This window comes from Chryseobacterium sp. 2P, from assembly GCF_059579425.1.
The window spans coordinates 4180437-4205832 of sequence record NZ_CM184194.1 but is presented as its reverse complement, the minus strand read 5'-3'; the positions used below and the strand labels follow the sequence as shown (position 1 = coordinate 4205832).

At 36.7% G+C, this 25396-nt stretch carries 27 protein-coding genes and 3 tRNA genes; 18 read left to right on the top strand and 12 right to left on the bottom strand.

Translation table 11 applies throughout. The features are described 5' to 3' along the window. The first annotated feature begins 79 nt into the window (after positions 1–79). The 10 genes from AC52CF_RS19260 (at position 80) to AC52CF_RS19215 (ending at position 8823) form a co-directional block, all read left to right on the top strand. Positions 80–499 (top strand): Fur family transcriptional regulator, encoded by a 420-nt coding sequence (locus AC52CF_RS19260; protein WP_496517570.1) that lies wholly within the window; start codon positions 80–82, stop codon positions 497–499. 44 nt (positions 500–543) lie between these two features. Then, positions 544–2502: a heavy metal translocating P-type ATPase gene (locus AC52CF_RS19255; protein ID WP_214588304.1), complete on the top strand. Its 1959-nt coding sequence runs from the start codon at positions 544–546 to the stop codon at positions 2500–2502. Between the two features lie 445 nt (positions 2503–2947). Next, the gene (locus AC52CF_RS19250; RefSeq protein ID WP_214588305.1) at positions 2948–3310 is read left to right on the top strand and encodes a hypothetical protein; all 363 of its coding nucleotides are present in this window, start codon (positions 2948–2950) and stop codon (positions 3308–3310) included. A 386-nt stretch (positions 3311–3696) separates the two neighbouring features. Next, a complete protein-coding gene (locus AC52CF_RS19245) occupies positions 3697–3972 on the top strand; it encodes a YHS domain-containing protein (protein WP_050378248.1) in 276 nt (91 codons plus the stop codon). Continuing rightward, positions 3959–4639 carry an SCO family protein gene (locus AC52CF_RS19240; protein ID WP_214588306.1) on the top strand — a complete coding sequence of 227 codons (681 nt, stop codon included), beginning with the start codon at positions 3959–3961 and terminating at the stop codon, positions 4637–4639. Before AC52CF_RS19245 ends, AC52CF_RS19240 begins: the two co-directional genes overlap by 14 nt. 110 nt (positions 4640–4749) lie before the next feature. After that, positions 4750–5424, top strand: coding sequence for a superoxide dismutase (locus AC52CF_RS19235; RefSeq protein ID WP_214591172.1), 675 nt, complete (start codon positions 4750–4752; stop codon positions 5422–5424). Positions 5425–5428: 4 nt separating this feature from the next. Further along, the gene (locus AC52CF_RS19230) at positions 5429–5797 is read left to right on the top strand and encodes a hypothetical protein (RefSeq protein WP_214588307.1); all 369 of its coding nucleotides are present in this window, start codon (positions 5429–5431) and stop codon (positions 5795–5797) included. Positions 5798–5978: 181 nt separating this feature from the next. Then, entirely contained in the window at positions 5979–6806 is an 828-nt protein-coding gene (locus AC52CF_RS19225) for an MbnP family protein (protein ID WP_375182185.1), read from the top strand. Continuing rightward, a complete protein-coding gene (locus AC52CF_RS19220; protein ID WP_290264698.1) occupies positions 6799–7875 on the top strand; it encodes a cytochrome-c peroxidase in 1077 nt (358 codons plus the stop codon). The genes AC52CF_RS19225 and AC52CF_RS19220 overlap by 8 nt, the downstream gene beginning before the upstream one ends. Before the next feature lie 6 nt (positions 7876–7881). Then, entirely contained in the window at positions 7882–8823 is a 942-nt protein-coding gene (locus AC52CF_RS19215; RefSeq protein ID WP_290264701.1) for a transporter, read from the top strand. A gap of 147 nt (positions 8824–8970) precedes the next feature. Here AC52CF_RS19215 and AC52CF_RS19210 read toward each other — a convergent pair. The 6 genes from AC52CF_RS19210 to AC52CF_RS19185 all read right to left on the bottom strand — a co-directional run bounded on the left by AC52CF_RS19210 (position 8971) and on the right by AC52CF_RS19185 (position 11290). After that, positions 8971–9042, bottom strand: a tRNA-Glu gene (locus AC52CF_RS19210). Positions 9043–9136: 94 nt separating this feature from the next. Beyond that, positions 9137–9208: transfer RNA gene (locus tag AC52CF_RS19205), tRNA-Glu, on the bottom strand. An 11-nt stretch (positions 9209–9219) separates the two neighbouring features. Then, complete coding sequence (gene rpsT, locus AC52CF_RS19200) at positions 9220–9474, bottom strand: 30S ribosomal protein S20 (RefSeq protein WP_076391798.1); 255 nt, start codon at positions 9472–9474, stop codon at positions 9220–9222. 67 nt (positions 9475–9541) lie between these two features. After that, positions 9542–9862 carry a hypothetical protein gene (locus AC52CF_RS19195; protein WP_214588311.1) on the bottom strand — a complete coding sequence of 107 codons (321 nt, stop codon included), beginning with the start codon at positions 9860–9862 and terminating at the stop codon, positions 9542–9544. Positions 9863–9872: 10 nt separating this feature from the next. Further along, a tRNA-Glu gene (locus AC52CF_RS19190) sits at positions 9873–9947 on the bottom strand. Between the two features lie 56 nt (positions 9948–10003). Beyond that, positions 10004–11290, bottom strand: coding sequence for an N-acetylmuramoyl-L-alanine amidase family protein (locus AC52CF_RS19185; RefSeq protein ID WP_290264710.1), 1287 nt, complete (start codon positions 11288–11290; stop codon positions 10004–10006). Positions 11291–11355: 65 nt separating this feature from the next. On the opposite strand from AC52CF_RS19185, the gene AC52CF_RS19180 reads away from it, so the two are divergent. From AC52CF_RS19180 to AC52CF_RS19165, 4 genes are read left to right on the top strand one after another with little or no spacing between them, the layout of a single operon-like run. Then, a complete protein-coding gene (locus tag AC52CF_RS19180; protein ID WP_290264712.1) occupies positions 11356–13944 on the top strand; it encodes a putative LPS assembly protein LptD in 2589 nt (862 codons plus the stop codon). 56 nt (positions 13945–14000) lie between these two features. Then, positions 14001–14381 (top strand): RidA family protein, encoded by a 381-nt coding sequence (locus tag AC52CF_RS19175; protein WP_214588314.1) that lies wholly within the window; start codon positions 14001–14003, stop codon positions 14379–14381. Beyond that, the gene (locus tag AC52CF_RS19170; protein ID WP_108409502.1) at positions 14381–14833 is read left to right on the top strand and encodes a hypothetical protein; all 453 of its coding nucleotides are present in this window, start codon (positions 14381–14383) and stop codon (positions 14831–14833) included. The genes AC52CF_RS19175 and AC52CF_RS19170 overlap by 1 nt, the downstream gene beginning before the upstream one ends. A gap of 18 nt (positions 14834–14851) precedes the next feature. Next, entirely contained in the window at positions 14852–15049 is a 198-nt protein-coding gene (locus tag AC52CF_RS19165; protein WP_375190981.1) for a hypothetical protein, read from the top strand. 87 nt (positions 15050–15136) lie between these two features. On the opposite strand, the gene AC52CF_RS19160 is transcribed toward AC52CF_RS19165, so the two are convergent. Next, positions 15137–16660 carry a trypsin-like peptidase domain-containing protein gene (locus AC52CF_RS19160; RefSeq protein ID WP_214591173.1) on the bottom strand — a complete coding sequence of 508 codons (1524 nt, stop codon included), beginning with the start codon at positions 16658–16660 and terminating at the stop codon, positions 15137–15139. Between the two features lie 358 nt (positions 16661–17018). On the opposite strand from AC52CF_RS19160, the gene trhO reads away from it, so the two are divergent. Next, on the top strand, positions 17019–18386 hold the full coding sequence (gene trhO, locus AC52CF_RS19155) for an oxygen-dependent tRNA uridine(34) hydroxylase TrhO (RefSeq protein ID WP_375180860.1): 1368 nt from the start codon (positions 17019–17021) through the stop codon (positions 18384–18386). 5 nt (positions 18387–18391) lie between these two features. Beyond that, complete coding sequence (locus AC52CF_RS19150; protein ID WP_375180859.1) at positions 18392–18967, top strand: 5-formyltetrahydrofolate cyclo-ligase; 576 nt, start codon at positions 18392–18394, stop codon at positions 18965–18967. Here AC52CF_RS19150 and AC52CF_RS19145 read toward each other — a convergent pair. Continuing rightward, on the bottom strand, positions 18916–19497 hold the full coding sequence (locus tag AC52CF_RS19145; protein WP_336689121.1) for a hypothetical protein: 582 nt from the start codon (positions 19495–19497) through the stop codon (positions 18916–18918). The genes AC52CF_RS19150 and AC52CF_RS19145 overlap by 52 nt on opposite strands. Then, the gene (locus tag AC52CF_RS19140) at positions 19481–20659 is read right to left on the bottom strand and encodes a hypothetical protein (RefSeq protein ID WP_336731102.1); all 1179 of its coding nucleotides are present in this window, start codon (positions 20657–20659) and stop codon (positions 19481–19483) included. Before AC52CF_RS19140 ends, AC52CF_RS19145 begins: the two co-directional genes overlap by 17 nt. 184 nt (positions 20660–20843) lie before the next feature. Here AC52CF_RS19140 and AC52CF_RS19135 point away from each other — a divergent pair, with 184 nt between their 5' ends. Further along, the gene (locus tag AC52CF_RS19135; protein ID WP_375180858.1) at positions 20844–21116 is read left to right on the top strand and encodes a hypothetical protein; all 273 of its coding nucleotides are present in this window, start codon (positions 20844–20846) and stop codon (positions 21114–21116) included. A 130-nt stretch (positions 21117–21246) separates the two neighbouring features. Here AC52CF_RS19135 and AC52CF_RS19130 read toward each other — a convergent pair whose 3' ends face one another. Both AC52CF_RS19130 and AC52CF_RS19125 read right to left on the bottom strand, forming a co-directional pair. Further along, entirely contained in the window at positions 21247–22014 is a 768-nt protein-coding gene (locus AC52CF_RS19130) for a TrmH family RNA methyltransferase (protein WP_496517569.1), read from the bottom strand. A 66-nt stretch (positions 22015–22080) separates the two neighbouring features. Next, a complete protein-coding gene (locus AC52CF_RS19125) occupies positions 22081–23625 on the bottom strand; it encodes a DNA recombination protein RmuC (protein ID WP_496517568.1) in 1545 nt (514 codons plus the stop codon). A 271-nt stretch (positions 23626–23896) separates the two neighbouring features. Between AC52CF_RS19125 and AC52CF_RS19120 the strand changes: the two genes are divergently transcribed. Then, positions 23897–24556 carry an SGNH/GDSL hydrolase family protein gene (locus AC52CF_RS19120; RefSeq protein ID WP_496517567.1) on the top strand — a complete coding sequence of 220 codons (660 nt, stop codon included), beginning with the start codon at positions 23897–23899 and terminating at the stop codon, positions 24554–24556. Positions 24557–24600: 44 nt separating this feature from the next. Here AC52CF_RS19120 and AC52CF_RS19115 read toward each other — a convergent pair whose 3' ends face one another. Beyond that, positions 24601–25356 carry a DUF5995 family protein gene (locus tag AC52CF_RS19115; protein WP_496517566.1) on the bottom strand — a complete coding sequence of 252 codons (756 nt, stop codon included), beginning with the start codon at positions 25354–25356 and terminating at the stop codon, positions 24601–24603. Positions 25357–25396 lie beyond the last annotated feature (40 nt).

Sequence of the window (25396 nt, the reverse complement as noted above, 5' to 3'; positions counted from 1 at the left end):
ATAAATTATGCTCTATAACAATTAAGCAAATTTTAAAACTGCTAACTTTGAAAGGGCAGATCCATCAAATGTAAATCGTATGAAAAAGGACATTGAGAATAAATTAATGAATAAGAATACCAAACCTACAAGCATGAGGATTTTGGTATATGATTTTTTGAGTTCTCAGGAAGCCGCCCTTTCTCTGTCGGAAATTGAAAATCATTTTGAAAATGCAGACCGGACAACCATTTACCGCACTCTGAAAACATTTGAAGAAAAAGGAATTGTTCACAGCATTCAGGAAAATGCAACAACAAAATACAAGCTCTGCCACGATGGATGCGATGAACATACCCAGAAAGACTGGCATCTTCATTTCTACTGTAAAATCTGCAAACAGACTACCTGTAAAGAAGATATTTCGGTCCCGGAAAATATACAGACTCAATTCAGGATTGATGAAATAAGGCTTTTTGCTAAAGGAATCTGCGAAAACTGTCTGGAAAGTTTGCAATAGTATTGCACGCATTTTGACTGTAATTTTGAATAAAAATTTAAGTTATGGAAGAATGTTGCAACACAAAACCGAAAAAAGAACATCAACATCAGCACGAAGGTCACGATCATGATCACGATCATTCTCATGATACAGGAGATCAGTCTGTTTTCAGGATGTTTCTTCCCGCAATCATTTCTTTTGGATTGTTATTAATAGGAATCGCTTTGGATAATTTCATCAAAGCAGAATGGTTTTCCGGCTGGATTCGTCTGGTTTGGTACTTAATCGCCTATATTCCTGTTGGTCTTCCTGTTTTGAAAGAAGCGTTTGAAAGCATAAAAAACGGAGATGTATTCTCTGAATTTTTCCTGATGGGAATCGCAACCGTAGGCGCTTTTGCTATAGGAGAATATCCGGAAGGCGTTGCGGTCATGCTTTTCTATTCTGTTGGAGAAGTTTTTCAGGCAATGGCGGTAACAAGAGCCAAAACCAACATCAAATCTTTACTCGATCAGCGTCCCGATGAAGTAACCGTTTTAAAAGACGGAAAACCACAAATTGTAAAAGCCGAAAAAGTAAATATCGGAGACATTATTCAGTTAAAATCCGGAGAAAAATTAGGATTAGACGGAGAATTATTATCTGAAACCGCATCATTCAATACTTCTGCATTAACCGGAGAAAGTAAACCTGATACCAAAACAAAAGGCGAAACTGTTTTGGCCGGAATGATCAATCTCAATACAGTAAGCGAAGTAAAAGTGACAACCGCTTACAAAGACAGCAAACTGAGCAAAATTTTAGAGCTCGTTCAGAACGCAACCGCTCAAAAAGCCCCCACAGAATTATTCATCAGGAAATTTGCTAAAATCTACACTCCCATTGTTGTATTTCTTGCAATCGGAATTACATTTATACCTTATTTATTTGTAGAAGAGTATCAGTTCAGAGCGTGGCTGTACAGAGCCTTAGTTTTCCTTGTGATCTCCTGTCCGTGTGCGTTGGTGATTTCTATTCCTTTGGGGTATTTCGGAGGAATCGGAGCAGGAAGCCGAAACGGAATTTTATTCAAAGGAAGCAATTTCTTAGATATTCTTGCAAATGTTCAGAATGTAGTCATGGATAAAACCGGAACCATGACGGAAGGAGTGTTCAAAGTACAGGAAGTTAATTTTAATGATGAATGTAATACCGATGAAATCTTAAAACTCGTTAATGCTCTGGAAAGTAAAAGCTCACATCCTGTAGCAACGGCTATTCATGAATATGTAGGAGAAGTCGATCACTCAATTCTGTTGGAAAATGCAGAAGAAATTGCGGGTTATGGCTTAAAGGCAGTTATCAATGGAAAAGAGCTGCTGGTCGGGAACTTTAAACTGATGGATAAATTCAACATCAGATATGATATTCAGACTGAAAATATTGTGTATACTTTAATAGCGGTTGCGTATGACAACAAGTTTGTCGGGTATTTAACAATTGCAGATTCTGTTAAAGCAGATGCACAATTAACCATTAATAAATTAAAATCTTTAGGAGTAAAAACCACAATGCTCAGCGGAGATAAATCCTCAGTCGTGAAACACGTTGCCGATATTTTAGGCATTCAGAATGCTTACGGAGATCTGCTTCCCGAAGACAAAGTGAATAAAGTAAAGGAAATAAAAGCAAAAAATCAAACCGTTGTTTTTGTAGGAGACGGAGTGAATGATGCTCCCGTTGTCGCGCTAAGTGATGTCGGAATTGCAATGGGCGGATTGGGAAGTGATGCGACGATTGAAACTGCCGACGTTGTCATTCAGGATGATATGCCGAGTAAAATCCCGATGGCAATCAACATTGGAAAGCAGACAAAGAAAATTGTGTGGCAAAATATCATTCTGGCATTTTCCATCAAAGCCGTTGTTCTTATTCTTGGAGCCGGAGGTTTGGCAACCATGTGGGAAGCCGTTTTCGCTGATGTCGGAGTCGCTTTACTCGCTATCCTGAATGCCGTGAGAATTCAACGGATGAGGTTTTAATAAGCCGGAAGAGGGAAGTAGGATGATAGAAACTTATTGTATTGCGAATATATTGTCAAAAAGCTGTTTAATCATCAATAGGAACGGGCTTTAGCCCGTTTACAAGGATGAATTTTTCAATCCGGCTTTAGCCAAAATTTATTTTTCTCCTACAGGTTACGCAGATTCTTTTTAGTCATCATAAAGTATCTTACTCATCTGTGAAAAGCGTGGTTTTCGTGGTAAAACAATCAGTTTTATCAGCAAAATCTGCGGGAGAAAATATAAAGCTCTCGCAGATTATTAAGATTTCTAATGCTTTAAATTATTTATCCAAAGCTTTGGAATCTAAGAAATCTTTGCGAAAATAAAGCGTACAATTAAAAACCATTACCAAAACTGACTTTCATCATAATTTGCCTTTAAACAAAATTTCAGTAGTATATTTGTAGAGTAGAATATCGCATTGAAGTTTTTCGTTTCCATATTTATCATTTTTACGATTGCATTACGTCCCGTTTTGCCTTTGATTAATTACGCCGTTAATTATGACTACATCGTAAAAAACCTTTGCGAAAACAGAAACATTCCACAATCTACCTGCAAAGGAAAATGCTACGTTGCCAAAGAACTGGCAAAAACAGAAAAACAGTCCAATAACAATCAGACAGTGAAAATTTCAGGAATTGATGTTTTTATCTCCCATGAAATTCTTTTCTTTTCGGTGAGCAATCAGTTTGATGTTTCAAACAAAAAATCAGATTCGAGATATATCAATTTCCATACTTCAGAATATTTCTCCAGAATATTCCATCCTCCTTTAGTTTAATATTATTTTCAGGTAATTCTTTAACTGAATTAATAGTGAATAAAGTTTCTAGCTATCATTCGCTAAGTGTTTAGTTTATGCTGAGCTTGTCGAAGTACCTTCACGAACTTAAAAAGAAGTTACTATTCAAAAGCTCTTATAAACTCTGCGTTAAAATTAAGCAATATATGACTGTCCGTAATTTGTCATCATTAAAATCTTTGGGTTCTTTGCTAAGTAGAACGCCTTTGCGAACTTAAAAACAGTTAGTAGTTAAAATAAACTTTGCGGACCTTTGCGTTTAAATTAAGCATTATGATTAATTAAGGATAAAGCAAGAAATTCATCAGTAAGTTTAGTTAAGAAATCAATCCATTCAAACATTATTAATTTCAATGTAAACAAAAATGAAATCAAAACTTATTTTAACAGCATTATTGTCTGTTTCATTAATGGCATGTGCACAGGAAACCCCTAAAGTAAAGCATAAAAAAGCAAAAACAACCGCAAATTCCGGAACAAAAACAGTGAAATTTGCCAATGCAGTAGATCCCATCTGCAATATGCCCACTGAAGCCGATATGAAAGATACGGCAGTCTATAAAAATAAAACGTACGGTTTTTGCAGTGCTTACTGTAAAGACGAATTCAAAAAGAATCCTGAGAAATATGCCAAAAAATAAAAAGACCAGCAATTCCAAAAGCAAAGTAATCGTTCCGATTGTAATTATTGCTCTGCTTTTTGTGGGAATCGGTGTCGGAATGGGATATTTCAAAAAGAATCTGTACACCGTAATGAAAGTTCCGGATTTCAAATTGACCGATCAGAACAACAAAACCATCACCAATAAAGATATGCTCGGAAAAGTCTATCTGGTAGAATTTTTCTTCAGCAGATGCCCTACGATCTGTCCGGTGATGAATACCAACATGAGAGCCATTGAAGATGAAATCAACAATCCCGGTTTCGGAATCATCTCCATAAGCATCGATCCGGAAAATGATACCCCGCAAACGTTAAAAGAACACGCCGACAGAATCGGGGTAAAATCACCGAACTGGCATTTTCTTACCGGAGACAGAGACTATATCGGGAAACTGGCATATCAGTTCAATATCTATGTCGGAGATAAGGAAGATGAAAGTGAAAACCTGAATCACAGCGGAATGATTGCCCTTGTGGATAAAGAAGGAAATATCCGTTGCCGTTATAATAAAGACAATATGCCGATTTTATATTATTCGGGATTAAACTATGGAGATCCGGAAGGAAAAACGCCGAAGCTTACCGGAAAATACCATCCCGACAGAGAAATATTGATAGAGGATATTAAGAAATTGTTAAAATAGAGATTTGGAAGATGGAAGTTAGAGGCTGGAAGTTTTATGGAGTATGTAAAGAACTTCAGGCTTCCATCACCCATCTCCCAGCCAAAATAAACCACAAAAAACAAAACGTTATGAAGATTTTGAAAGTAGCTGCCCTGAGTGCAGTTTTTGCAGCGCAGTTTGCGTTTGCACAGTTTAAGCAGACACCGTTGCCGTATGCTTACAATGCGTTGGAAGGAAATATTGACGCACAGACAATGGAAATTCATTATTCCAAACACGCAGCAGCCTATGTTGCGAACCTGAATAAGGCAATCGCAGGAACGCCGCAGGAAAAACAGACCTTATTCGAAATCATGTCGAATGCCTCAAAATTACCGGCTGCCGTAAGAAATAACGCAGGAGGACATTACAATCACGAATTGTTCTGGACCGTTTTAACCCCGGAAAAAAATACACAGCCTTCTGTAAAACTGGCAAAAGCAATCAACGAAACATTCGGAAGCATGGATGCTTTTAAAGCAAAGATGGCAAAAGCCGGAGCCGACCGTTTCGGGTCAGGATGGGCATGGCTTTCTGTGGATAAGAGCGGAAAATTATTTGTTTCCTCAACACCCAATCAGGATAACCCTTTAATGGATGTTGTAGAAGAAAAAGGAACCCCTATTTTCGGGATCGATGTTTGGGAACACGCGTATTACCTGAAATATCAGAACAAAAGAGCAGATTATTTAACGGCGATCTGGAACGTAACCAACTGGAAAGAAATCAGCAGAAGATACGAAGAAGCCATCAGCAAAAAATAATCCAATGAACTTAATTTGCAGCATATTTCTTACCTTATTTGTGGTATTCAGACCTCTGGTGCCATTGGTGGAATATGCTGTAAATTATCATTACATCTCCGAAGTATTATGTGTCAACAAAAGCAATCCCGAAATTCACTGTAACGGAAAATGTTATCTGAGCAAGGAGATTGCGAAAACCAATGACACCGATTCTTCCCCTTTAAACAAAACAAAAAATTCAGGACAGAAACTCCTTGATATATATCTTCTTCCTGAAATCACCAAAATCCATACAGCAGAAAGCGCATTCTTTTCAAACGCTCACTTTCTGTACGAAACCGCGTATTCCTTTCTGTTTTTAAAACCTATTTTCAGACCACCGGTTTTTTAGTGCATCATTTTATCATTTTGGGCGATCCCCTTTCCCTGGCTTTTCCCGCTGCACGGGTCGGGCTGTCCGCTACTATCTTTTTTTAGATTCTTCCATTCGTCAGAATCCAAAAAAAGGATAACCGCTTCCATCCCTATCGCGATGGGGCATATCAATATATTTTATCACTAAAAAATCAACAATGAAAATCTATAAATTTTTATCATTATTCTTTATTGCCCTTACTTTATTCACCCTTTCATCATGCAGAACCAGCGACGACGATGAGGCAGCAGATTCCACTCCCGGAAACCTTCAGCTAAAATTCGAAAATGGATTCAATAATTTGGGAGACATTGTGCTGAATCAGACCACACAAACTTCCGTTACCGGACAAAAACACCAGTTTTCAACCCTGAAATATGTCATCAGCAACATCACTTTAATCGATGAAAACGGAGGAGAATTCAAATACCATTACAACGATCCCGACAACGGAGCCTTTATCATAGATCAGGCAGAAGCCGTTGCAGGAATTAACTACATCAACCTGAAAGAAATTCCTAAAAACAATTACAAAAAAGTAAAAATCGGTTTAGGAATCAGTCAGTCAGCTTATCTTTTGGGACAAAATGGACAGGGCGTTTTCTGGCAGAAAGCAAAAACTGCGGGGATGGCTTGGTCTTGGGCTGCAGGATACATCTTCACAAAACTGGAAGGTAAATACGGAAACTCTTCCGCTACTACAGAATTCATGAACCACTGTGGAAATATGGGCAATACTTCAGCAAACAATACACCCGATCTTTACCGTGAAATTACCCTTGATTTTCCTACAACGGCGAGAGTATCAAAAGAAATTACCCCTTCCGTTCATATTCTGGCAGATCTTAATCAATATTTAAGTGGACAAACTGCTTTAACATTGGACAGTTCCAATGAGATGGCAATGGGATCGAATCAGCATCTGGTGAATGTGACGAACAATATTTCAAAAATGTTTAAAGTAGACCACGTTCACAATGATTAATTGTTTTCAGCAATCCAAAAGAGGGCAATCCGGCACTCTTTGGATTTTCCTGTTTTTTCTTGCTTTTGCATTAACTTCCTGCACAAGCGATGAGGTTATTGAACCTTTGCCAAAAGATGAAGCCTATCGTCTCGACAAACCTGCGGGTTTTCCGGAAATCACTTTCGATGTTACAGGAAATCCGGTCACGGTGAATGGAGTAGCACTGGGAAAAAAACTCTTTTATGAAGGAAAATTATCCAGAAATAATACCATCTCATGCGGATTCTGCCATATTCAGGAATATGCTTTCACCCATCACGGTCATGCCGTAAGTCATGGAATTGATGACCGATTAGGCATCCGAAATGCACCGCCGATACAGAATATGGCATTTCTGAAAAATTACACATGGGACGGAGTCAGTCACAATCTGGACGAAAGATCTTTGGTTCCGATCACCACAGATTTTGAGATGGACAGCTCTCTTCCTGAAGCGGTAGCAAAATTAAATGCTGATACAAATTATAAGAAAATGTTTAAAGCAGCATTCGGGGATGAAAATATTACCGGGGAAAGAATTCTCAAAGCCATTTCCCAGTTTATGGCAACCATGATTTCCGCCGATTCAAAGTACGACCAAATGAAAAAAGGAAACGCCGTTTTCACGGCTGAAGAAAATCAGGGGATGGCTCTGTTTCAGAATAAATGCGCGGCTTGTCATTCAGGAGATTTATTTACCGATGAAAGTTATCGGAATACGGGAATGTATTATAATTCGCAGTTTGACGACAGAGGAAGATATCGTGTAACGCTGGACTGGAATGATAATATGAAATTTCGTGTTCCAAGCCTCAGAAATGTAGAATATACAGCTCCGTACATGCACGACGGAAGATTTTACAGTTTAGAAGCAGTCATGAATTTCTATTCTGAAAATGTAGAAAATCAGCCTAATCTCGATCCGTTGCTGAAACAAAACGGACACATCGGAATTCCTATGACCGCTTCTGAAAAACAGAACATCATCACATTTCTGAAAACGTTAAGCGATAAAACTTTTATAACGAATCCAAAATTTGCAGAATAATAAATCATGAAGAAGATATTTTTAACATTAGGTTTAGCCGGATGCTTTTTCAGTCAGGCAAAAGAAATCCATGACAGTTTATTTATTCCAAAAGAATTTAGTCCTATGGTATTTGATGATTGTGATGCGTGTGGCTGCGCCGCAGGAAACGGATCTTCCGGCTTTGAATCTTTGCTGAATCCTCAGTTTATCGGGGTTAAATATTTTGCACAGCATTACAGAGCTAAAGAAAATTTATTCGTCAATGATCTTACGCAGGATCAGTATTTCAATACGCTTCAGCTTTGGGGAAAAATTCCGGTTGCTAAAAATGTAAGTGTGTATGCAAGTATTCCGTTTCAGTTTCACACCAAGAAAACATTACAGGGAGATATAAAAATTGAAGGAATCGGGGATGCGAATGTGATGGGGATTTACCAGATCATCGATTCCAAAGATTCTTCACATCAACTGAACGGAGGTTTCGGTGTTAAAATTCCGATCGGAAAGTTTGATGAAAAAGGAATCACCGGAGTAAATCCCAGTTTTCAGCTCGGAACAGGAAGCTGGGATTATCAGATGGTTCTGAATTACAAATTTCAGAAAGATAAACTGGCGGTGTTGCTGAACACAGATTATACTTTAAAAACAGAAAATAAAAAACATTACCGTTTCGGTAACCAGTTGAATTATGCGGCAACGGGATTTTACAGACTCTGGAAAAATGAAAACAGTATTATATCCGGAAAATTCGGAATGCAGGGGGAAGTCTACGACTGGAACAGACAGTTTGGAGAAGTAATGCCTAAAACTGCCGGAAGCGCTTTATACGGCAAGCTGGGTTTTGAAGCCTCCTACAAAAAATTCAGTTTGGGAAGTGAAGTAATGCTTCCTGCTTACACAAATCTTGCAGGAGGAGACATAGAAGCCAAATCCCGATTCAGCGTTTTCGTGAATTTCGGAATATAACTTTAATATATAATTCTACCCAAAACCTTCATTGTACAGTGGAGGTTTTTCTTTTTCTAAACTGTAGCAATATTAAGGATGAGATGAAATAGATGGTTCTCTAAGATTAATAAACAAAAAAAGAGATTCAATAATGAATCTCTTTTGTAGCCCGTAGGGGAATCGAACCCCTCTTACCAGAATGAAAATCTGAGGTCCTAACCGATAGACGAACGGGCCATCTAATTTCTGCGAATAATCGCAGGGTTAGTTTTTTGTTTTTATAAGTTTCAGCTCTTATCAATTACTAGGTTAGAGTAGTAATTAAGTTTTGTAGCCCGTAGGGGAATCGAACCCCTCTTACCAGAATGAAAATCTGAGGTCCTAACCGATAGACGAACGGGCCAACTATACTTATTAAGCTAGTTTATTAACGTGCTTAGTTAATTTGCTTTTTAAGTTAGCTGCTTTGTTTTTGTGGATAATGTTTTTCTTAGCTAACTTATCCAACAAAGAGATAACCTTTGGCAATTGCTCTGCTGCAGCAGCCTTATCTTCTTCATTTCTTAACACTTTCATTGCTGTTCTAGCAGTCTTGTGGTAGTATCTGTTACGAAGTTTTCTTACTTCGTTTTGTCTGATTCTTTTTAATGCTGATTTATGATTTGCCATATCGTTCAAATGTGAGTGCAAAAGTAAAAACTTTTTTTTTATCCTCCAAATTTATTTTAAAAAATTTTTAATTTTCTTCGGATAAATATTTTCTGAGTTTATCTATTGCCTGTTCTATTTTAATATTCTCTTCTTCTCTTTCTATTTTTTTGATAGTGTTGCTGAGCATTACTATCGCATTGTTCCATTCTCCAGTGGTATTGGTGAAGGTAAGTCCGTCAATCGTTACTTCAAAAGTGACCCTTTCTCCAGTCCTGTCAAGTCTGAAACTTATTTTATCATCACTGCCTGTTATCCCGCCTTCATTGATTTTTAAATCGTAACTTTTTGGGTTAGAGTGGATTTTCTTAAAAAGCAATTTTGCTTCTTGTATTTTTAAATCCGGCATGATATAAATTTGGTAGCCTATAGGAGAATCGAACTCCTGTTGCAAGGATGAAAACCTTGAGTCCTAACCACTAGACGAATAGGCCAAATTTTGAGGTTGCAAAAGTAATAATTAACTTTTTAACTTCAAAATTATTTTTTATTATTTGAAAACTTTTTGAATTACGGTATTCTTAATTCCTTTAGCCTCAAGATCTTTCTGTAATTTCACTGCATCCTCCAGAGAATACACTTTTCCGTATGTATAATAGAAAACTCCGCTTTCTTTGTTTCTTTCCACATCTTTCAGCGTCTGAAGTATGAAAGAATTTCCATTGAGTTTTTCACCAACGTATACTTCAATCGTATAATACCCTGTGCTCAGTTTTTGGTTCGGCATAAATCCAACTGCGTATGCATTTTTAAATCCGGCGTCTTTTGCCGTTTTAATGTTGATATCTCTTACAGAAGCAAGGTTGGTAACCCCGTAATAATATTTGTACTGTCCGTTCTCTTTGATAGGCAGGATATAATTTAAACCTTTTAAAGCAGGATCTCCGTCGTTGTATTTTTCAGGAGAGCTAAGCAATAGGATTCTGAAATCGTTTTTCAGTGCTACTTCCGCCAGTTTATCCGGTTCAGGTTTTTTCACCACTGCCGAAACACCGGATTTCCTGTCGATCGCTTTTTTATAATCAATAATAGCCTGATAAATACTTTCCGAAATTTCCTCCTGTCCTTTTTCTGATGCCAGATAATGGCTTTCTTCAGGGTGATTGATGAATCCGGTTTCAATTAATACAGAAGGCATCGCATTCATACGCAGAACGTGCAGGTTTTTCTGGAACACACCGCGGGAACTTCTTTTGTCTTTATTCACAAAATTATTTTCTACCAGTCCGCCCAGAAGAAGGCTGGATTCCAGATATTTGCTTTGCTGAAGTTTCAGAGCGATTAAAGATTCCGGTGAGCTTGCATCATAAGAACCAAAGGTCTGCTTATCTTTTTCATCAAGGAAAATCACATCATTTTCTCTTTTTGCCACTTCAAGATTGGTGTCGTTCTGATCTGGTCCCTGTACATAAGTTTCTGTTCCGTAAGCGGTTGGTTTTTTCGAAGAATTACAGTGTATAGAAACAAAAAGATCTGCTTTGCTTCTGTTCGCAAGATTGGTTCTGTCGGATAACGAAGGATATTCGTCGATCTTTCTTGTATAGATTACTTTAAAATCTTTATTTTTTTCCAGCATTGCCCCAACTTTAAGGGTAATGGCAAGCGTTACATCCTTTTCGGAGATCCTTCCGATATCGGTGTAGGTCCTGTTAGCTCCGTAATCACTTCCTCCGTGTCCGGCGTCCAAAACAATGGTAAATTTCTTTTGCGAAAAAATAAAGTTGGTAAACAGGATGAAGAGAAATGATAAAATTATTTTAAAATTTACTTTGTGCATCTTACAGTTTTAAAATTTATATTAATTTTGAGCCTTAATTGTTTACATATAAATATAACAAAAAATTGGTCAAAACCGTCTCCAAAAATATATTACAAATTTTAATTATCCTAATTTTTAACAATTTTTTAGCACAGCAAAAGCCTGAAAAATTGCCTGAAAATGCGGTTAATGATACTATTTCCAAAAAAGATACCATTGTTCTGAAAAAGGAGCCTCTGGAATCTGTGCTGCAGACAAAAGCGGATTATCAGAGAAGAGATTTCCAGAAAAAAATGGTGTATCTGAACAAAAATGCCCAAGTGAAATACCAAGATATGCAGATTGATGCAGACTATATTTCCATCGATGAGCAGAAACATCTCATGTATGCACGCGGAAAACAGGACTCTTTGGGAAGAATTATTGAGCCTGTTATTACAACGCAGGCCGGAAAAAAATATGAAACCACAGAATTTCAGTATAACACCTTAACAAGACAGGCAATTGCTTATAATGCAAGAACCGAAGAAAGCGAAGGAGTAATTACGGCAAACAAAACCAAAAAGTACAACGACAGTATCTTCGCGATGAGCCGCGCAGATTATACAACCGACGATTATTACATCAAGAAAAAAGATACAGCGGCAGATTATTTTTTAAGAGCAAGATATCTGAAACTTGTAAAAACAAAAAACAAATCTTCCATTGTTTCAGGACCGATTCAGATGTATATAGAGCAGGTTCCCACTCCGCTTATCATGCCTTTTGCGATTCTTCCTTTTTCAAGCAAAAGATCCGCAGGTATTCTGATCCCGAGTTTCGGGGAAAGACAGGATGTAGGATTTTTCCTGAATAGTCTGGGCTACTATCAGCCGATAGGAGAGCATTTCGATCTGAAAATTCTTTCGGATATTTATACGAAAGGAAGCTGGAATTTGCGGCCGGAGATGAATTATATAAAGAAATACCGCTATTCCGGAAACTTTTCTGCGGATATCGGAACCATGGTTCGCGGAATCAAAGGTCTGGATAATTACAGTAAAACAGGAACATACAGAATTGCGTGGAGACATACGCAGGATTCGAAAGCCAATCCTTTCCTCACGTTTTCGGCATCGGTAGATATTGTAAGTACAAAATTTTATAACAATACACTGAACAACAATTATATCTTAAATCAGAATGTTTTAAACACCCAGCAGAACTCTACGGTTACCATTACAAAGAGATTTTTAAAGCTTCCGGTTACCATTACGGGAACAGCTTCGTATTCTCAGAATTTTGCAACCGGTTTATCAGATCTGCGTCTGCCACAGATGAACGTGGCAATTAATCAGTTTTACTTATTTAAGTCAAAAACGGGAGTACGCGCCGGTCTGCTTGAAAATTTAACCGTAAATACTGGGGTGAATTTATCTAATTTTGTTCAGACCAATGAAGGGGAACTGTTTAAAGCCGCAATGTGGGATAAATTACAGACAGGAGTTAAAAATAACATTGCTTTAGGAACCAATACAACTGTTGCGAAATATTTCACATTCAGTTTAGGGGCGAATATTGATAATGCGTTAACTACAAAAACCATCAATAAATTCTACGATCCGCTTCAGAATAAAGTAATCACGGAAACCAATAAAGGAATTTCCGGATATTCTACATTTTCTACCACAGCAAGTATTCAGACTACTTTGTACGGACAGGCAAACTTTAAGAAAGGTTCTGCGATTGAAGCCATCAGACACATGATGACACCAAGTATCGGGTTTACCTATTCTCCGGATTTCGGAGGTTCCGGCTATGGATATTTTAAAAATTATTACGATGCGAACGGAGCTTTAACGCCGTATTCTATTTTCGAAGGCGGAATTATCGGAAGCCCGACCACAGGATTGGTAGGAGCTTTAGGCTTTAACATCGGAAACAATCTGGAAATGAAAGTAAGATCGAAAAGTGATTCTACAGGCGTGAAGAAAATAAAGATTTTTGAATCTCTTAACCTTTCCGGAAATTATAATTTTGCAGCAAAAGATCACCCTTTTTCTATTATTACAATTACGGGGCAGTCTTCTTTCTTTAATAATAAGCTAAGCCTTAATACGAGTTTATCTTTAGATCCGTATAAAATTATCTTCCTTCCGGGGCAGGATGCGGGAATCCGAACAGAGCAGTTCGGGTACTTTAGTGTTCAGGGATTCAATGTTCAGATGTCTTATCCTCTGAGCAGCGAAATTTTTGGTGAGAAAACAGATTATGCCAAAAAGTATAAAACGAAGGGGGAGGTTAGAAATGAAAATTATTATTTTGATGATGATAATTATGCGCATTTCAATCAGGCATGGACATTAAACGTAAATGCAAATTATGCCTACACGAAAAGTTCGGCATCCAGAACCCCGACCAAGCTTGCTTCTGTAGGGCTCGACGGGAGTATTAAACTTACCCCGTACTGGAATATTAATGGGAGTACGCACTATGATATGGTAACGCAGAAACTGGCATATACCCGAATTGGTTTTGCAAGAGATCAGCGAAGTTTTACCATTAATTTCAACTGGGTTCCTTTCGGGCAGTATAAAGTATATGACTTCTTCATCGGCATCAAAGCCAATATCTTAAGCGATGCGCTGAAATATAAAGACAGAAGTTTTACACAGCCTAATGCACCTTTCTAATATTTGATTCTAGAAATAGAATATAAATTTTATATTTGCATCCAAAATAAATTTTCATGAAAAAAGTAATCAACACTGTTAATGCTCCTGCTGCTATTGGACCCTATTCACAAGCCAATATGGCAAACGGAATATTGTATATTTCCGGACAGATCCCTGTAGATCCTGCAACCGGAAAGCTGGTAGAAGGGATTGAAAAGGAAACGCACCAGGTGATGAAGAATCTGGATGCTATTCTTAAAGAAGCAGGAATGACTTTTAAAAATGTGGTAAAAGCTACCATTTTCCTTAAAAGTATGGATGATTTTGCTGTAATGAATGATATTTATGCTTCCTATCTGGATGCTGAAAGCTTTCCTGCGCGCGAAACGGTACAGGTTTCCTGCCTGCCGAAAAATGTGGATATTGAAATTTCTATGATTGCACATCAGGATTAATGAACTTTATAAGAAATACAATTGCGGTTATCGTAGGTCTTGGAATTGCAGGACTCATTATTACTCTTGGGATAAGAGCATTTCCGCAATGGGTAAATTTCGACGCTTTTGCTCCGTTTGAGCATTGGCAGAGATTTCTTCAGAGCAAGCAGAACGACGGTGCGTTTTTCGGCTTTCTGCTGTTTATTTCCGGATTGGGAACTACAGTGGGAGGCGTGGCAACTGCCATTATCGTAAAATATGCTAAGGTGGCTTATGCTATTCTTATCGGCTTTATTATGCTTTTTATAGCCATGCTGGATGTTATTGTTTTCCCTTATCATCCTACCTTCTATAAAATCTCTATTTTTCTTACATTCTTTCCGTTTTCGTGGATCGGAGGTAAAATAGTAGAAGTCATTTATGAACGAAAGAAGAAAAGAAGAATCGCTGAAAAAATGAATAAATCATAATTATAAAAACGCTGCAGGTTGCAGCGTTTTTTTGTTTTTATATCAATTTCCCGAAAGTTTCTTACTAGGGTGCAGGAAGGTTTCCCGCTTTCCGGAAAGTTTGCTGCGGGGGTGAAACATCCTTTCCCAGTTCCCGGAAAAGCTGTTGCAGGGGTGCAGGAAGCTTTCAGGAAGGCTGATTTGCCGATTTATTGTCCGTATGTCTATTTCAATTAAACAATATGTTTCTGAAGATTAAAAAAACTCGGCTGCCTCAAATGAGGCAGCCGAGTTTTTGATATGAAGTGAAGTTTAGCTCTTTTATTAAGGCATTTTAAAGCCTCTCTGATACCCTCTTCCGTAGTCATCCATGTATTTGATCTGGGCAGTTCCCGTGAACTTATTTAGAATGTTTTCTACGTCTTTCTGTGAGTTTACAGGTTTTCCGTTGATCTCTGTGATGATGTATCCGTCTACGATTCCTGCTTTAGCCATTTCACCGCCTTCAATTACATTTTTGGCGATTACTCCGCTGTTCAGCCCATAATATGCTTTTGTTTTATCATCAATACTCTGGAAATCGGCTCCGATTTTTTCCGTTACACTAAGATCTGCTTTTGTTCTTGTAGAAGTGCCTCCTTTCTGATCTCTTAATGTAACCGTTGTTGTGGAAGGTTTTCCGTTTCTCTGGTAAGTTACCGTCACTTTATCTCCCGGACGTTTGCTTCCGATCGCAATGGAAAGATCAGCAAAATCTGTAATTGGCGTTGTATCAATTTGAGTAATGATATCACCTACTTTTAATCCTGCATCTTCTGCGCCGCTGCTTTCTCCGAATCCTGTTACCAGAACCCCTGAACCGGATTTATAATTGGTCTTTTTATCTTTATTGTATGCTGCAACAAGCTGATCGTCTGAAAGATCTAAAGAAGTTACCCCTAAGAATCCTCTCTGTACGATACCGAATTTCTTGATGTCTTCAACAATTTTTCTCGCTAAGTTTGCAGGAACTGCAAATCCGTACCCCTGGTAATAACCTGTGGTAGACTGAATCGCAGAGTTGATACCAATTAAATCTCCGTTTGTATTGACCAAAGCTCCTCCCGAGTTCCCCGGATTAATAGCCGCATCGGTCTGGATAAAACTTTCAATCGGATTGGCTGCTTTTCCCTGTGAACTTAAAATTCCGATTCCTCTTCCTTTGGCAGATACAATTCCTGCTGTAACGGTAGAATTCAATCCTAAAGGATTTCCTACGGCAAGTACCCATTGTCCTACTTCAATATTATCAGAGTTTGCAAAATTTAAATAAGGCAATCCTTTTTCTTCAATTTTAAGAAGGGAAATATCTGTGTTCGGATCTGTTCCTACTAAAGTGGCGATATAAGATTTTTTATTGCTTAAAACAACTTCCAGTTTATTGGCTCCTGCTACAACGTGGTTGTTCGAAATGATATATCCGTCAGGCGAAATAATTACTCCCGATCCCATTCCTGAAGGCATATTATCGGGAACCTGCTGCTTTTGTCTCTGCTGCCCTCTTCCTCCGAAAGGATCTCCGAAGAAGAAATCGAACATATCCTGTTCAGAAGCTCTGCTTGTACTTCTGGACTGATAGTTTTTAATGGTTACCACTGCCGGAACTGTCGTTTTGGCAGCCTTTACAAAATCATCTCCTACTGCAGCAGAATTCATTCCCGCAAAGGAAACATTGGAAGATTTTGTAAAATATGATTGATCTGCACTGTTGGAATCGTGATTAAAATATTGTAATCCTCCAACGGTAGTAGCACCGGAAATAACTCCCACTACTGCAAATGGTAATAGTTTTTTTAAAGTACTCTTCATTGTATATCTTTCTTTGTTATTTATTGATGTTAACTTTTTCATTTTACTGTAAACAAATTTAATGCTAAATACGTATGCAATTGGTATGTAATGTTTCATTTTTAACTAAAATTTAACAGCAATTGCAATAATTTATACATTATCCCATAAATTTTAAAATCTCAATTAACGATCCTTAAAAAAATCTTAATGACATTATGGCATATTGATGTTTGTATTGTCATAAAGTTAAATCAGACTGATAATGATGAAGCCAAAAGAATACCAATCTTAATGTATACCTGATAAATTTTATATTTCGGATTTATCTTAAAATAATTATCTTTGCAAAAATTTTCTCACTTAAAACGTTTATAGCATGCAACTGTACAACACCTTAAGCGCAGAAGAAAGAGCTCGATTAATTGATGAGGCCGGAAAAGAGCGCCTTACCCTATCTTTCTATGCGTATGCCAAAATTGAAGATCCCAAGAAGTTTCGCGACGATTTATTTATAGCCTGGAATGCACTTGATGCGCTTGGTCGTATTTACGTAGCACACGAAGGAATTAATGCACAGATGAGTGTTCCTGCGGATAATTTTGAGGCATTTCGCGACACTCTCGAAGTATATGATTTCATGAAAGGGATCCGTTTGAATGTAGCAGTGGAGCAGGACAATCATTCATTTTTAAAATTAACAATCAAAGTCAGAAACAAAATTGTAGCCGATGGTCTGAACGATGAGACTTTTGATGTTACCAATAAAGGCGTTCATTTAAGAGCAAAAGAATTTAACAGTTTGCTTGAAGATCCGAACACCATTGTCGTAGATTTCAGAAATCACTACGAAAGTGAAGTCGGCCATTTTGAAGGAGCAATTACTCCCGATGTAGAAAACTTCAGAGAAAGTCTGCCGATTATTAACGAGCAGTTACAGGATTTCAAAGAAGATAAAAACCTTTTGATGTACTGTACCGGAGGAATCCGTTGCGAAAAGGCGAGTGCTTATTTCAAACATCAGGGTTTCAAAAATGTATTTCAGCTGGAAGGCGGAATTATTGAGTACACCCGTCAGATAAAAGAAGAAGGCATAGAAAGTAAGTTTATTGGTAAAAACTTTGTATTCGATCATAGATTAGGCGAAAGAATTACCGACGACATCATTGCGCAGTGTCACCAGTGCGGAAAACCGTGTGACAATCATACGAACTGTGCGAACGATGCGTGTCATTTATTGTTTATCCAGTGTGATGAATGTAAAGCAGCGATGGAAAACTGCTGTTCAACAGAATGTCAGGAAACCATCCATTTGCCATGGGAAGAGCAGGTTGCTAAAAGAAAGGGTCTTCAGGTAGGAAATAAAGTATTCAGAAAAGGAAAATCTGAAGCTTTGAAATTTAAAAAATCAGGAAATTTGCCGGATGCACCATTGGCAAAAGCTGAAACAAAAGATATCCGTCAGAAAATAAAAGTTAAAAAGACTTTGATCGGAAAGGCGGAACATTATTATTCAAAATCTAAAATTGCTCAGTTTTTAATTGAAAACAATGAACTTGCAGTAGGTGATAAAGTATTAATTTCCGGACCCACAACAGGAGATCAGGAAATAACCATCTCTCAGATTTTTGTGAACGGAGCTTTCAGCGACACAGCAAAAGCAGGAGATCAGATTACTTTTGAACTGCCTTTCAGAGTTCGTCTGTCTGATAAATTGTATAAAATCCTCGATTCTTATAACGCATAAAAACTATGTTAAAAGCAGAATTAAGAAAAAAATATATGCAAAAAAGAAAAGCCTTGTCGATTGATGAGGCTTTCTTGTTATCTGAAAAGGTTTTTAAAAATTTCGTTGAATATTTCAAACCTTCTCAAAATCAGAAAATCCATATTTTCATCCCGATTGAGAAATTTAAGGAAATTAATACACAGATTTTTATCGATTACTTTTTAAGCCAAAAGATCAGAGTTTTTGTCCCTAAAATTATTGAAACAAAACTGATCTCTGTTGAAATTTTCACCAATACAGAATACGAATTGAATTCATGGGGAATTGCCGAGCCGGTTTCTGATGAAGATTCGGGAGTTCCGGACTTTGATTTTGTTATAACACCTTTATTGTACTGCGATTCTAAAGGAAACAGGGTAGGATACGGAAAAGGTTTTTACGATGGCTTTTTTGAAACACTTTTGGAAAAGACAAAAAAAATCGGAGTTAATTACTTTAACCCCGAAGAAAATATCGATGATGTCTGGGAAAATGATATTCCACTCGACTATTTGGTAACGCCGGATGATGTACTGTCTTTTTCAGGAGCATCCGAGTAAAATTTCACAAAGTAAAATTTAAATTCCTTGCTTTTCTGGGCAGGTTTTGATACCAAAGTGTATTGGGCATTTCGTTCAAAATTTCCCAACGATTTATTTTTATCCCCAAAATATTCCACATTGAATTTGGCGAAATTCAGCGTGTCTTTTTCCTTTATTTTCTGGAAAACATTCAGATTGCTGACACGTACTTTTTTTACATTCAGGCTTTCGAGTTCTTTAAAAAGATCCTTAAAGGTAGTAGAATCAGACTTCTGGAAATACTTTTCTATTTTGGAATAAATTGCCGTATCAATTTCCGTATTTCTCTGTCCCGAAAGATATAAGGTAGACAAATCCAGAACATCCTGTACTTTTTGGGAGGTAATGGAATTAATAGCCTGTGTGCTATCCATTTTTACTGTCTTGTTGTTGGTATTTCTTAGTTTTTCCAGATCGCTCTGTCCTCCGTTTTCTTCCTTTTTAACGCACGAAGTCATGGTGAATCCTATAATTATGATAAAAAACAAAAAGTTATTTATTGTTTTCATTGGCTGAGATTTTAAATTTAATAGATACGATTTTCCCTTTGTTATCCGTTTTCATCTCGATAACATTAAGGTTTTTAAGTGATGTTGTAGGTGTGGTAACTAAGGTAATGTAATCTTCCTTATCCAAGGTTTCAAGTCCGTAAATATCACTGTCGTAAACCTGTGTAATTACGGCGTTATTGCTGATACGGTTTTCCAGCTGTCTTCTTTTCTGGGTGATAAGATCATTCTGCTCCTCAGAATTTCCGCCTTTTACATCCTTTGTGGAAAAATAATAAAGCGCCATCTTATAATCATCAGGTTTAAGCTCGATGGTTTCTTCTTCAGGGGCATTTTCCAAATTTCGGTTCACTTCGAGATATTCATAAAACGGAGAACTGATCTGCATTTTTAGATTTTTATCCTTTGTAGCATATCTGAAACATTCTCCGGGTTTTATTCTGTAAAGAATGGGAGATTCGTTTTCCTTGATTACCTTGATTTCTATTTCACGCTGAATGCTTAAATTTCTGTCGGCATCCGTAAAACAGTAGACATAAGTTTTTTGGAAGATCGCATCTTTAAATCCTAAAAGTCCGGTAAGAATTACTAAAATAGTCGTTACAATTGCCCAAACGTTCTTTTTGAAGAAATTTTTCTTCGGTTTTTCAGCGTCTGCTAAAGAAATTTTTTCAGTCTCTGAATTTTTATTAATTAATTGATTTTCAGGTATTGATTTTTGTAAATCGGAGTTTTCAGGGGTTTTAAATTCCTGTTTTTTAGGCAAATCTTCATCTTTAGGCAAATCCAGAGATGCAGAAACTGTTTTTTCCAGTTCTTTCAGCTCATCGTCTTTCAAATCTTCATCATCCTGCAGTAATTCACCTGCAAAAAGATGCTGTTTTTTGAATTCGTACCATGAGTCGTATCCCGCATAAATACTGAGTAAATTCAGCATATCGATTCGTGGCAGTTTAGTAACCGGAGAATTCTTGAAATAAGTATAAAAAGATTTTTCGCTGATGTTCCCTTTTGCCTTTTTTCTGAGATCTTCCTGAAAATAAATGATGTCGATACCCTTCCATTTCGAAATATCGTCATAGGAAGGAGTGTATTCTTTCAGATATTGAGCCTGGACATCCTTTTTCAGCTGCTCAAAATGTAATAGATCTAAGTCCGTCAATTTATTCTAAAATGATTAAATTATTGATTATCAGTAATGTTTTTTTGTAAAACTATTTTACAAAGGTATTACAATTATTTTTCCTAAACAAATTTTCTATCTGCTCTACCTTTGTCTTGTTCAAATAACAGAACAGAGAAAAGATTTTATAAAACAATATTAACAAAATTAAATTTAATTTATTATGAAAAAGTCATTATTCGTAGCTGCTATCGCTGCAATCTCTTTAGTTGCTTGTAAAAAAACTGAAGCTAACACTACTGAAGCTACTGCTGATTCTGCTACTACAGCTATCGATTCTACAGCTAAAGCTGCTGATTCTACAGTAACTGCTACTGCTGATTCAGTAAAAGTTGCTACTGATTCTGCTAAAACTGAAATCAAAGAAGCTGCTAAAGATGCTAAAGCTGAAGTTAAAGAAGTTGCTAAAGACGCTAAAACTGAAGTTAAGAAATAATTCTAGCTCAAAAATAAAAGAACCGTTTCACTCAGTGGAACGGTTTTTTTATGCTTATATTGTAATGATTGTCAATAAATCTGATCACGATGATCAACGATAAACAATCAACTAATCTCCAACAGCCAAATTATCCCTTCTTCTGCTTCAGTGTTTCGTAGCACGTAATCGCTACCGCATTGCTCAGGTTTAAAGAATCAATGCTTCCTGCCATCGGAATCAAGGTGTTTTTTCCTTTTCCGATCCAGAAATCACTTAATCCTGAATGTTCTGTCCCGAATAAAACGGCGGATTTCTGCTTGAAATCTCTTTTGTAAATATCTTCGGCAGTTTCATCCATAATCGTTGTGTAAATATTGAAATTGTTTTTCTGAAGAAAATCTAATGTTTCATGGTTTTCTGCCTGAAAAACTTCCATTCCGAATAAACAACCGACACTTGAGCGGATCACATTCGGATTATAAAAATCGGTTTTCCCGTCTGAAACAATCAAAGCATCAATTCCGAAAGCTTCACAGCTCCGTAAAATGGCCCCCAGATTTCCCGGTTTTTCAACACCTTCTACAATAATGATCGTAGAATCTTCTTTTGGTTTAAATGAAGATAAATCCGCTTCTTTTGTTTTGTAAACCCCGATAATTCCTTCCGAAGTTCCACGATAGGCGATTTTTTCGTATACTTTTTCGCTGACGAGATGAATTTTCCCTTTGGGAAGTTCTTTCTGAAAAATACTTTCACAGATAAAAAATTCCACCGGTTCAAAATGATATTTCTGAGCGCGGTCGTTTTCCTGCTGCCCTTCCACCACAAAAACATCCGATTTTTTACGGAATCTGTTATCGGTAAGAAGTTTGGTAATGTATTTTACTTTTTCGTTCTGAAAGCTTTCTATTAACATCCTGCAAAATTAGTTAAAATTTGCAGTTAAATAAAAAACCTCAGAGCTGATCTGAGGTTGTACATTTTATTCTTCTAAATTTTCCAAAGTGGTTTGAGAACTTTCAATTTGATTTTGTAAAGAATGTAGTTGTGAAATTTCTTCATTAGCTTTTGCGCGAGTTACTAAATTCTCCGGTATAGCTTTTGTAGCTTTAGCACCCATTACTTTTAGTTTTTGTACTGCTGTAACTAAATTTCCTCTTCCTTCAACAAGTTTGTTCATTGCTCCTTCGTATTCAGTTTTCGCTTCTTCCATTTTTTTTCCAACTTTTAATAAGTTTGTAACAAAACCTTCGAACTTATCATATAATGCGCCTGCTTGACGAGCAATTTCAATAGCATTGTTTTGTTGCTTCTGATTTGTCCACATACTGTCTATCGTTCTTAAAGTAGCTAATAATGTTGATGGGGTAACAATTACAATGTTTCTTTCGAATGCTTTATTATATAATTGGCTATCTTCGGCTAATGCAATTGCGAAAGCGGGTTCTATAGGAATAAAAAGAAGAACAAAGTCAGGACTTTCCATTTCATATAAATTATGATAATTTTTGGTGCCTAATTGTTCAATATGTCTTTTTAATGAAATAATGTGTTCTTTTAAAAATTGTGTTCTTATTTCATCGCTTTCCTCATTTATATATTTTTCATAAGCAACCAAAGATACTTTTGAATCAATAATCATTTTTTTTCCATCTGGAAGATTCACAATAACATCTGGCTGGACGCGATTTCCATCACCAGTTAAATGACTCTTTTGTATTTCATATTCTCTACCTTTTTCAAGTCCTGATTTTTCTAAAACTCTTTCTAGAACTAATTCTCCCCAATTTCCCTGGATTTTGCTATCTCCTTTTAATGCTTTTGTCAGATTGAGAGTCTCTTTGCTCATTTGGGCATTTAAATCTTTTAATCCAATAATCTGTTCTCTCAAAGCTGCATGATAATCAATGCTCTCTTTATGAGTCGTTTCAACTTTTTTCTCGAAATTATTAATTTTTTCTTGTAAAGGATTTAATAAGTTTTTAATATTTAATTGATTTTGCTCCGTGAATCTTTCGGATTTTTCCTCTAAAATTTCATTGGCTAAGTTTTTAAACTGCAGTTTCGCTTCTTCCTGAATTTTTGCGATTTCTTCTTTCTGTGTCTGCAAAGATTTCTGTAAGCTTTCGTTAATTGCTGAAAGCTCTGAGTTTTTTGCAAACAAAGTCTGTTTTTCTGTTAAAAGATTTTCGATCTGAAGATTCTGTTTAGCGCTAAATTCTTTCTGTTCGGAAAATTGAGTGTTTAAAGAAGCGTGTTCCGCAGAAATTTTGGCAAATTCATTTTTCAGGTCATTCAGAAGGTCGCTCTGCTGTGCATTGATTTCTTTTTCTTTGCTGATATTCTGTGTTAATTCCTGAATTTTGTGATTGGAATTTTCTAAATCGGAACTGTTTTTAATATGTAAATTATTGAGTTCATCATAAGAATTCCTCGAAACGGTAGAAGATTTCTGTGCGAAATATAAAATAACCGCACCAAGAATTCCTCCGGCTATAAATCCTATAATTAAATATGTCATCTCCATTTTTCAAAATTACAAAAAGGAAAATTGATTTCTTTTATGGAAAACCGTAAGTTTTATATTAGAATTTTTTTTTAGCCGCAAAAGCTGCAAAAGATCATTATAATACGTTGATTACGATATTGAAAACTTTCTGTATAATAAAAAAATAAAAATCTTTTGTGACATTGTGGTTAAAAATTAATCAACTAAAAGTTTTGGTTTTTCGGGAAAGATATTTGCAGGATTAATTTGTTTTCCGTTAATTCATCTTTTCAAATCAAAAATAAGTTTCATGAAATTCTTAAGCATTGCAGCCATTATGTTTTCATCCATTTTTTCAGCGCAGGATTTTGCCAATTATGCTAAATATGAAAAGCAAAATCAGGAAGTTTTAGCCAAGAAGACAATTCCCAATACTGTTTTTATGGGGGATTCTATTACGGAAGGCTGGTTTTCTACAGATCCTTCATTTTTTACAAAGAATAATTTTGTCGGAAGGGGGATTAGCGGACAGGTGACTTCGCAGATGCTTTTGAGATTCCGTGAAGATGTTATCAATCTAAAACCGAAACGCGTTATTATTCTTGCCGGAACGAATGATATTGCGGAAAATCAGGGACCGATTTCTCTGGATAAAGTTTTTGGAAATATTGTTTCGATGGTGGAACTTGCAAAAGCGAATAATATAAAAGTGGTACTTTGTTCGGTACTTCCTGCTTATGATTTCGGCTGGAGAAAAGATATGCATCCGGCGGAAAAAGTAATTGCCCTGAATAAAATGATCGAAGCGTATGCAAAAAAGAACAATATTCCGTACGTGGATTATCATTCGGAAATGAAAGATTCCCGAAACGGACTGGATAAGATCTACACCGAAGACGAAATTCATCCTACAGCAAAAGGCTACGAAAAGATGGAAGCTATTTTGATGAAAAGACTTGGTAAAAACTAACAGTCTTACTCTAATTGAATTAATTGTAAGGTTACATAAGAAAGTTAAACATTTTTGGTAGAAGCCAGAATTTCAATGTTTTTCACCACGTCATTGCTTTCACATTTTTTCAATTCCTTTGATAAAGAAGGAGTGAGGATTTTAGGATTCAAAATTTGGGTGGCAACTTTTGCTGCGGCATAATCAACAATTCCGATCACGTTCTCAAGTAAAAAATTAGGCGTATTTGATGCAATAACGGCGGTTGCCCATGAAGTATCTCTTGCTTTTGAAATGGCAAAGTCCAGAACAGCGTTGTCTTTTCCGTTGGAAAGTTTATCAATTAATTCTACCGGATAACAAATCTTGTTTAAAGAATCCTGAACTTTTTGATTAATGGAAGCAATCACATTGTTGATGTTTTCGAAGTCTTTTTTCAGCGGGTTGATTTTTCGGTAAGGCATAATGGAAGCAGCGGAAATTCCCAGATCGAGATTGATGTGCGCATTCATGCCTAAGAAAATGTGCTGTAAAATGAGAAGGTTTTTGTTTTTTGCGGCTTCAAAAGCGATAAACCAGGAGTTGGTGCATTTTTGTCCTTTCGAATAGGCTTCCCATGCTTCAAGATAACGTGTGGCAAAAGCGATATCCAGTACAGTCATTCTCGGATTGTCTTCAAATTTTTTCTGCTGAATTCCTTTCAGAACCTGCGCCGTCATAATTCTGTAGGTACAGGCAAAATATCCGACAGGACTTTGATTTTCTTTCGCCCAGATAATGATTTCGTCTAATTTTTTCAGAACTTCTTCAATGGTTTTCATGATGTTTTGTTTTTTATAAAGATAAGAAAACCTTGTGTAA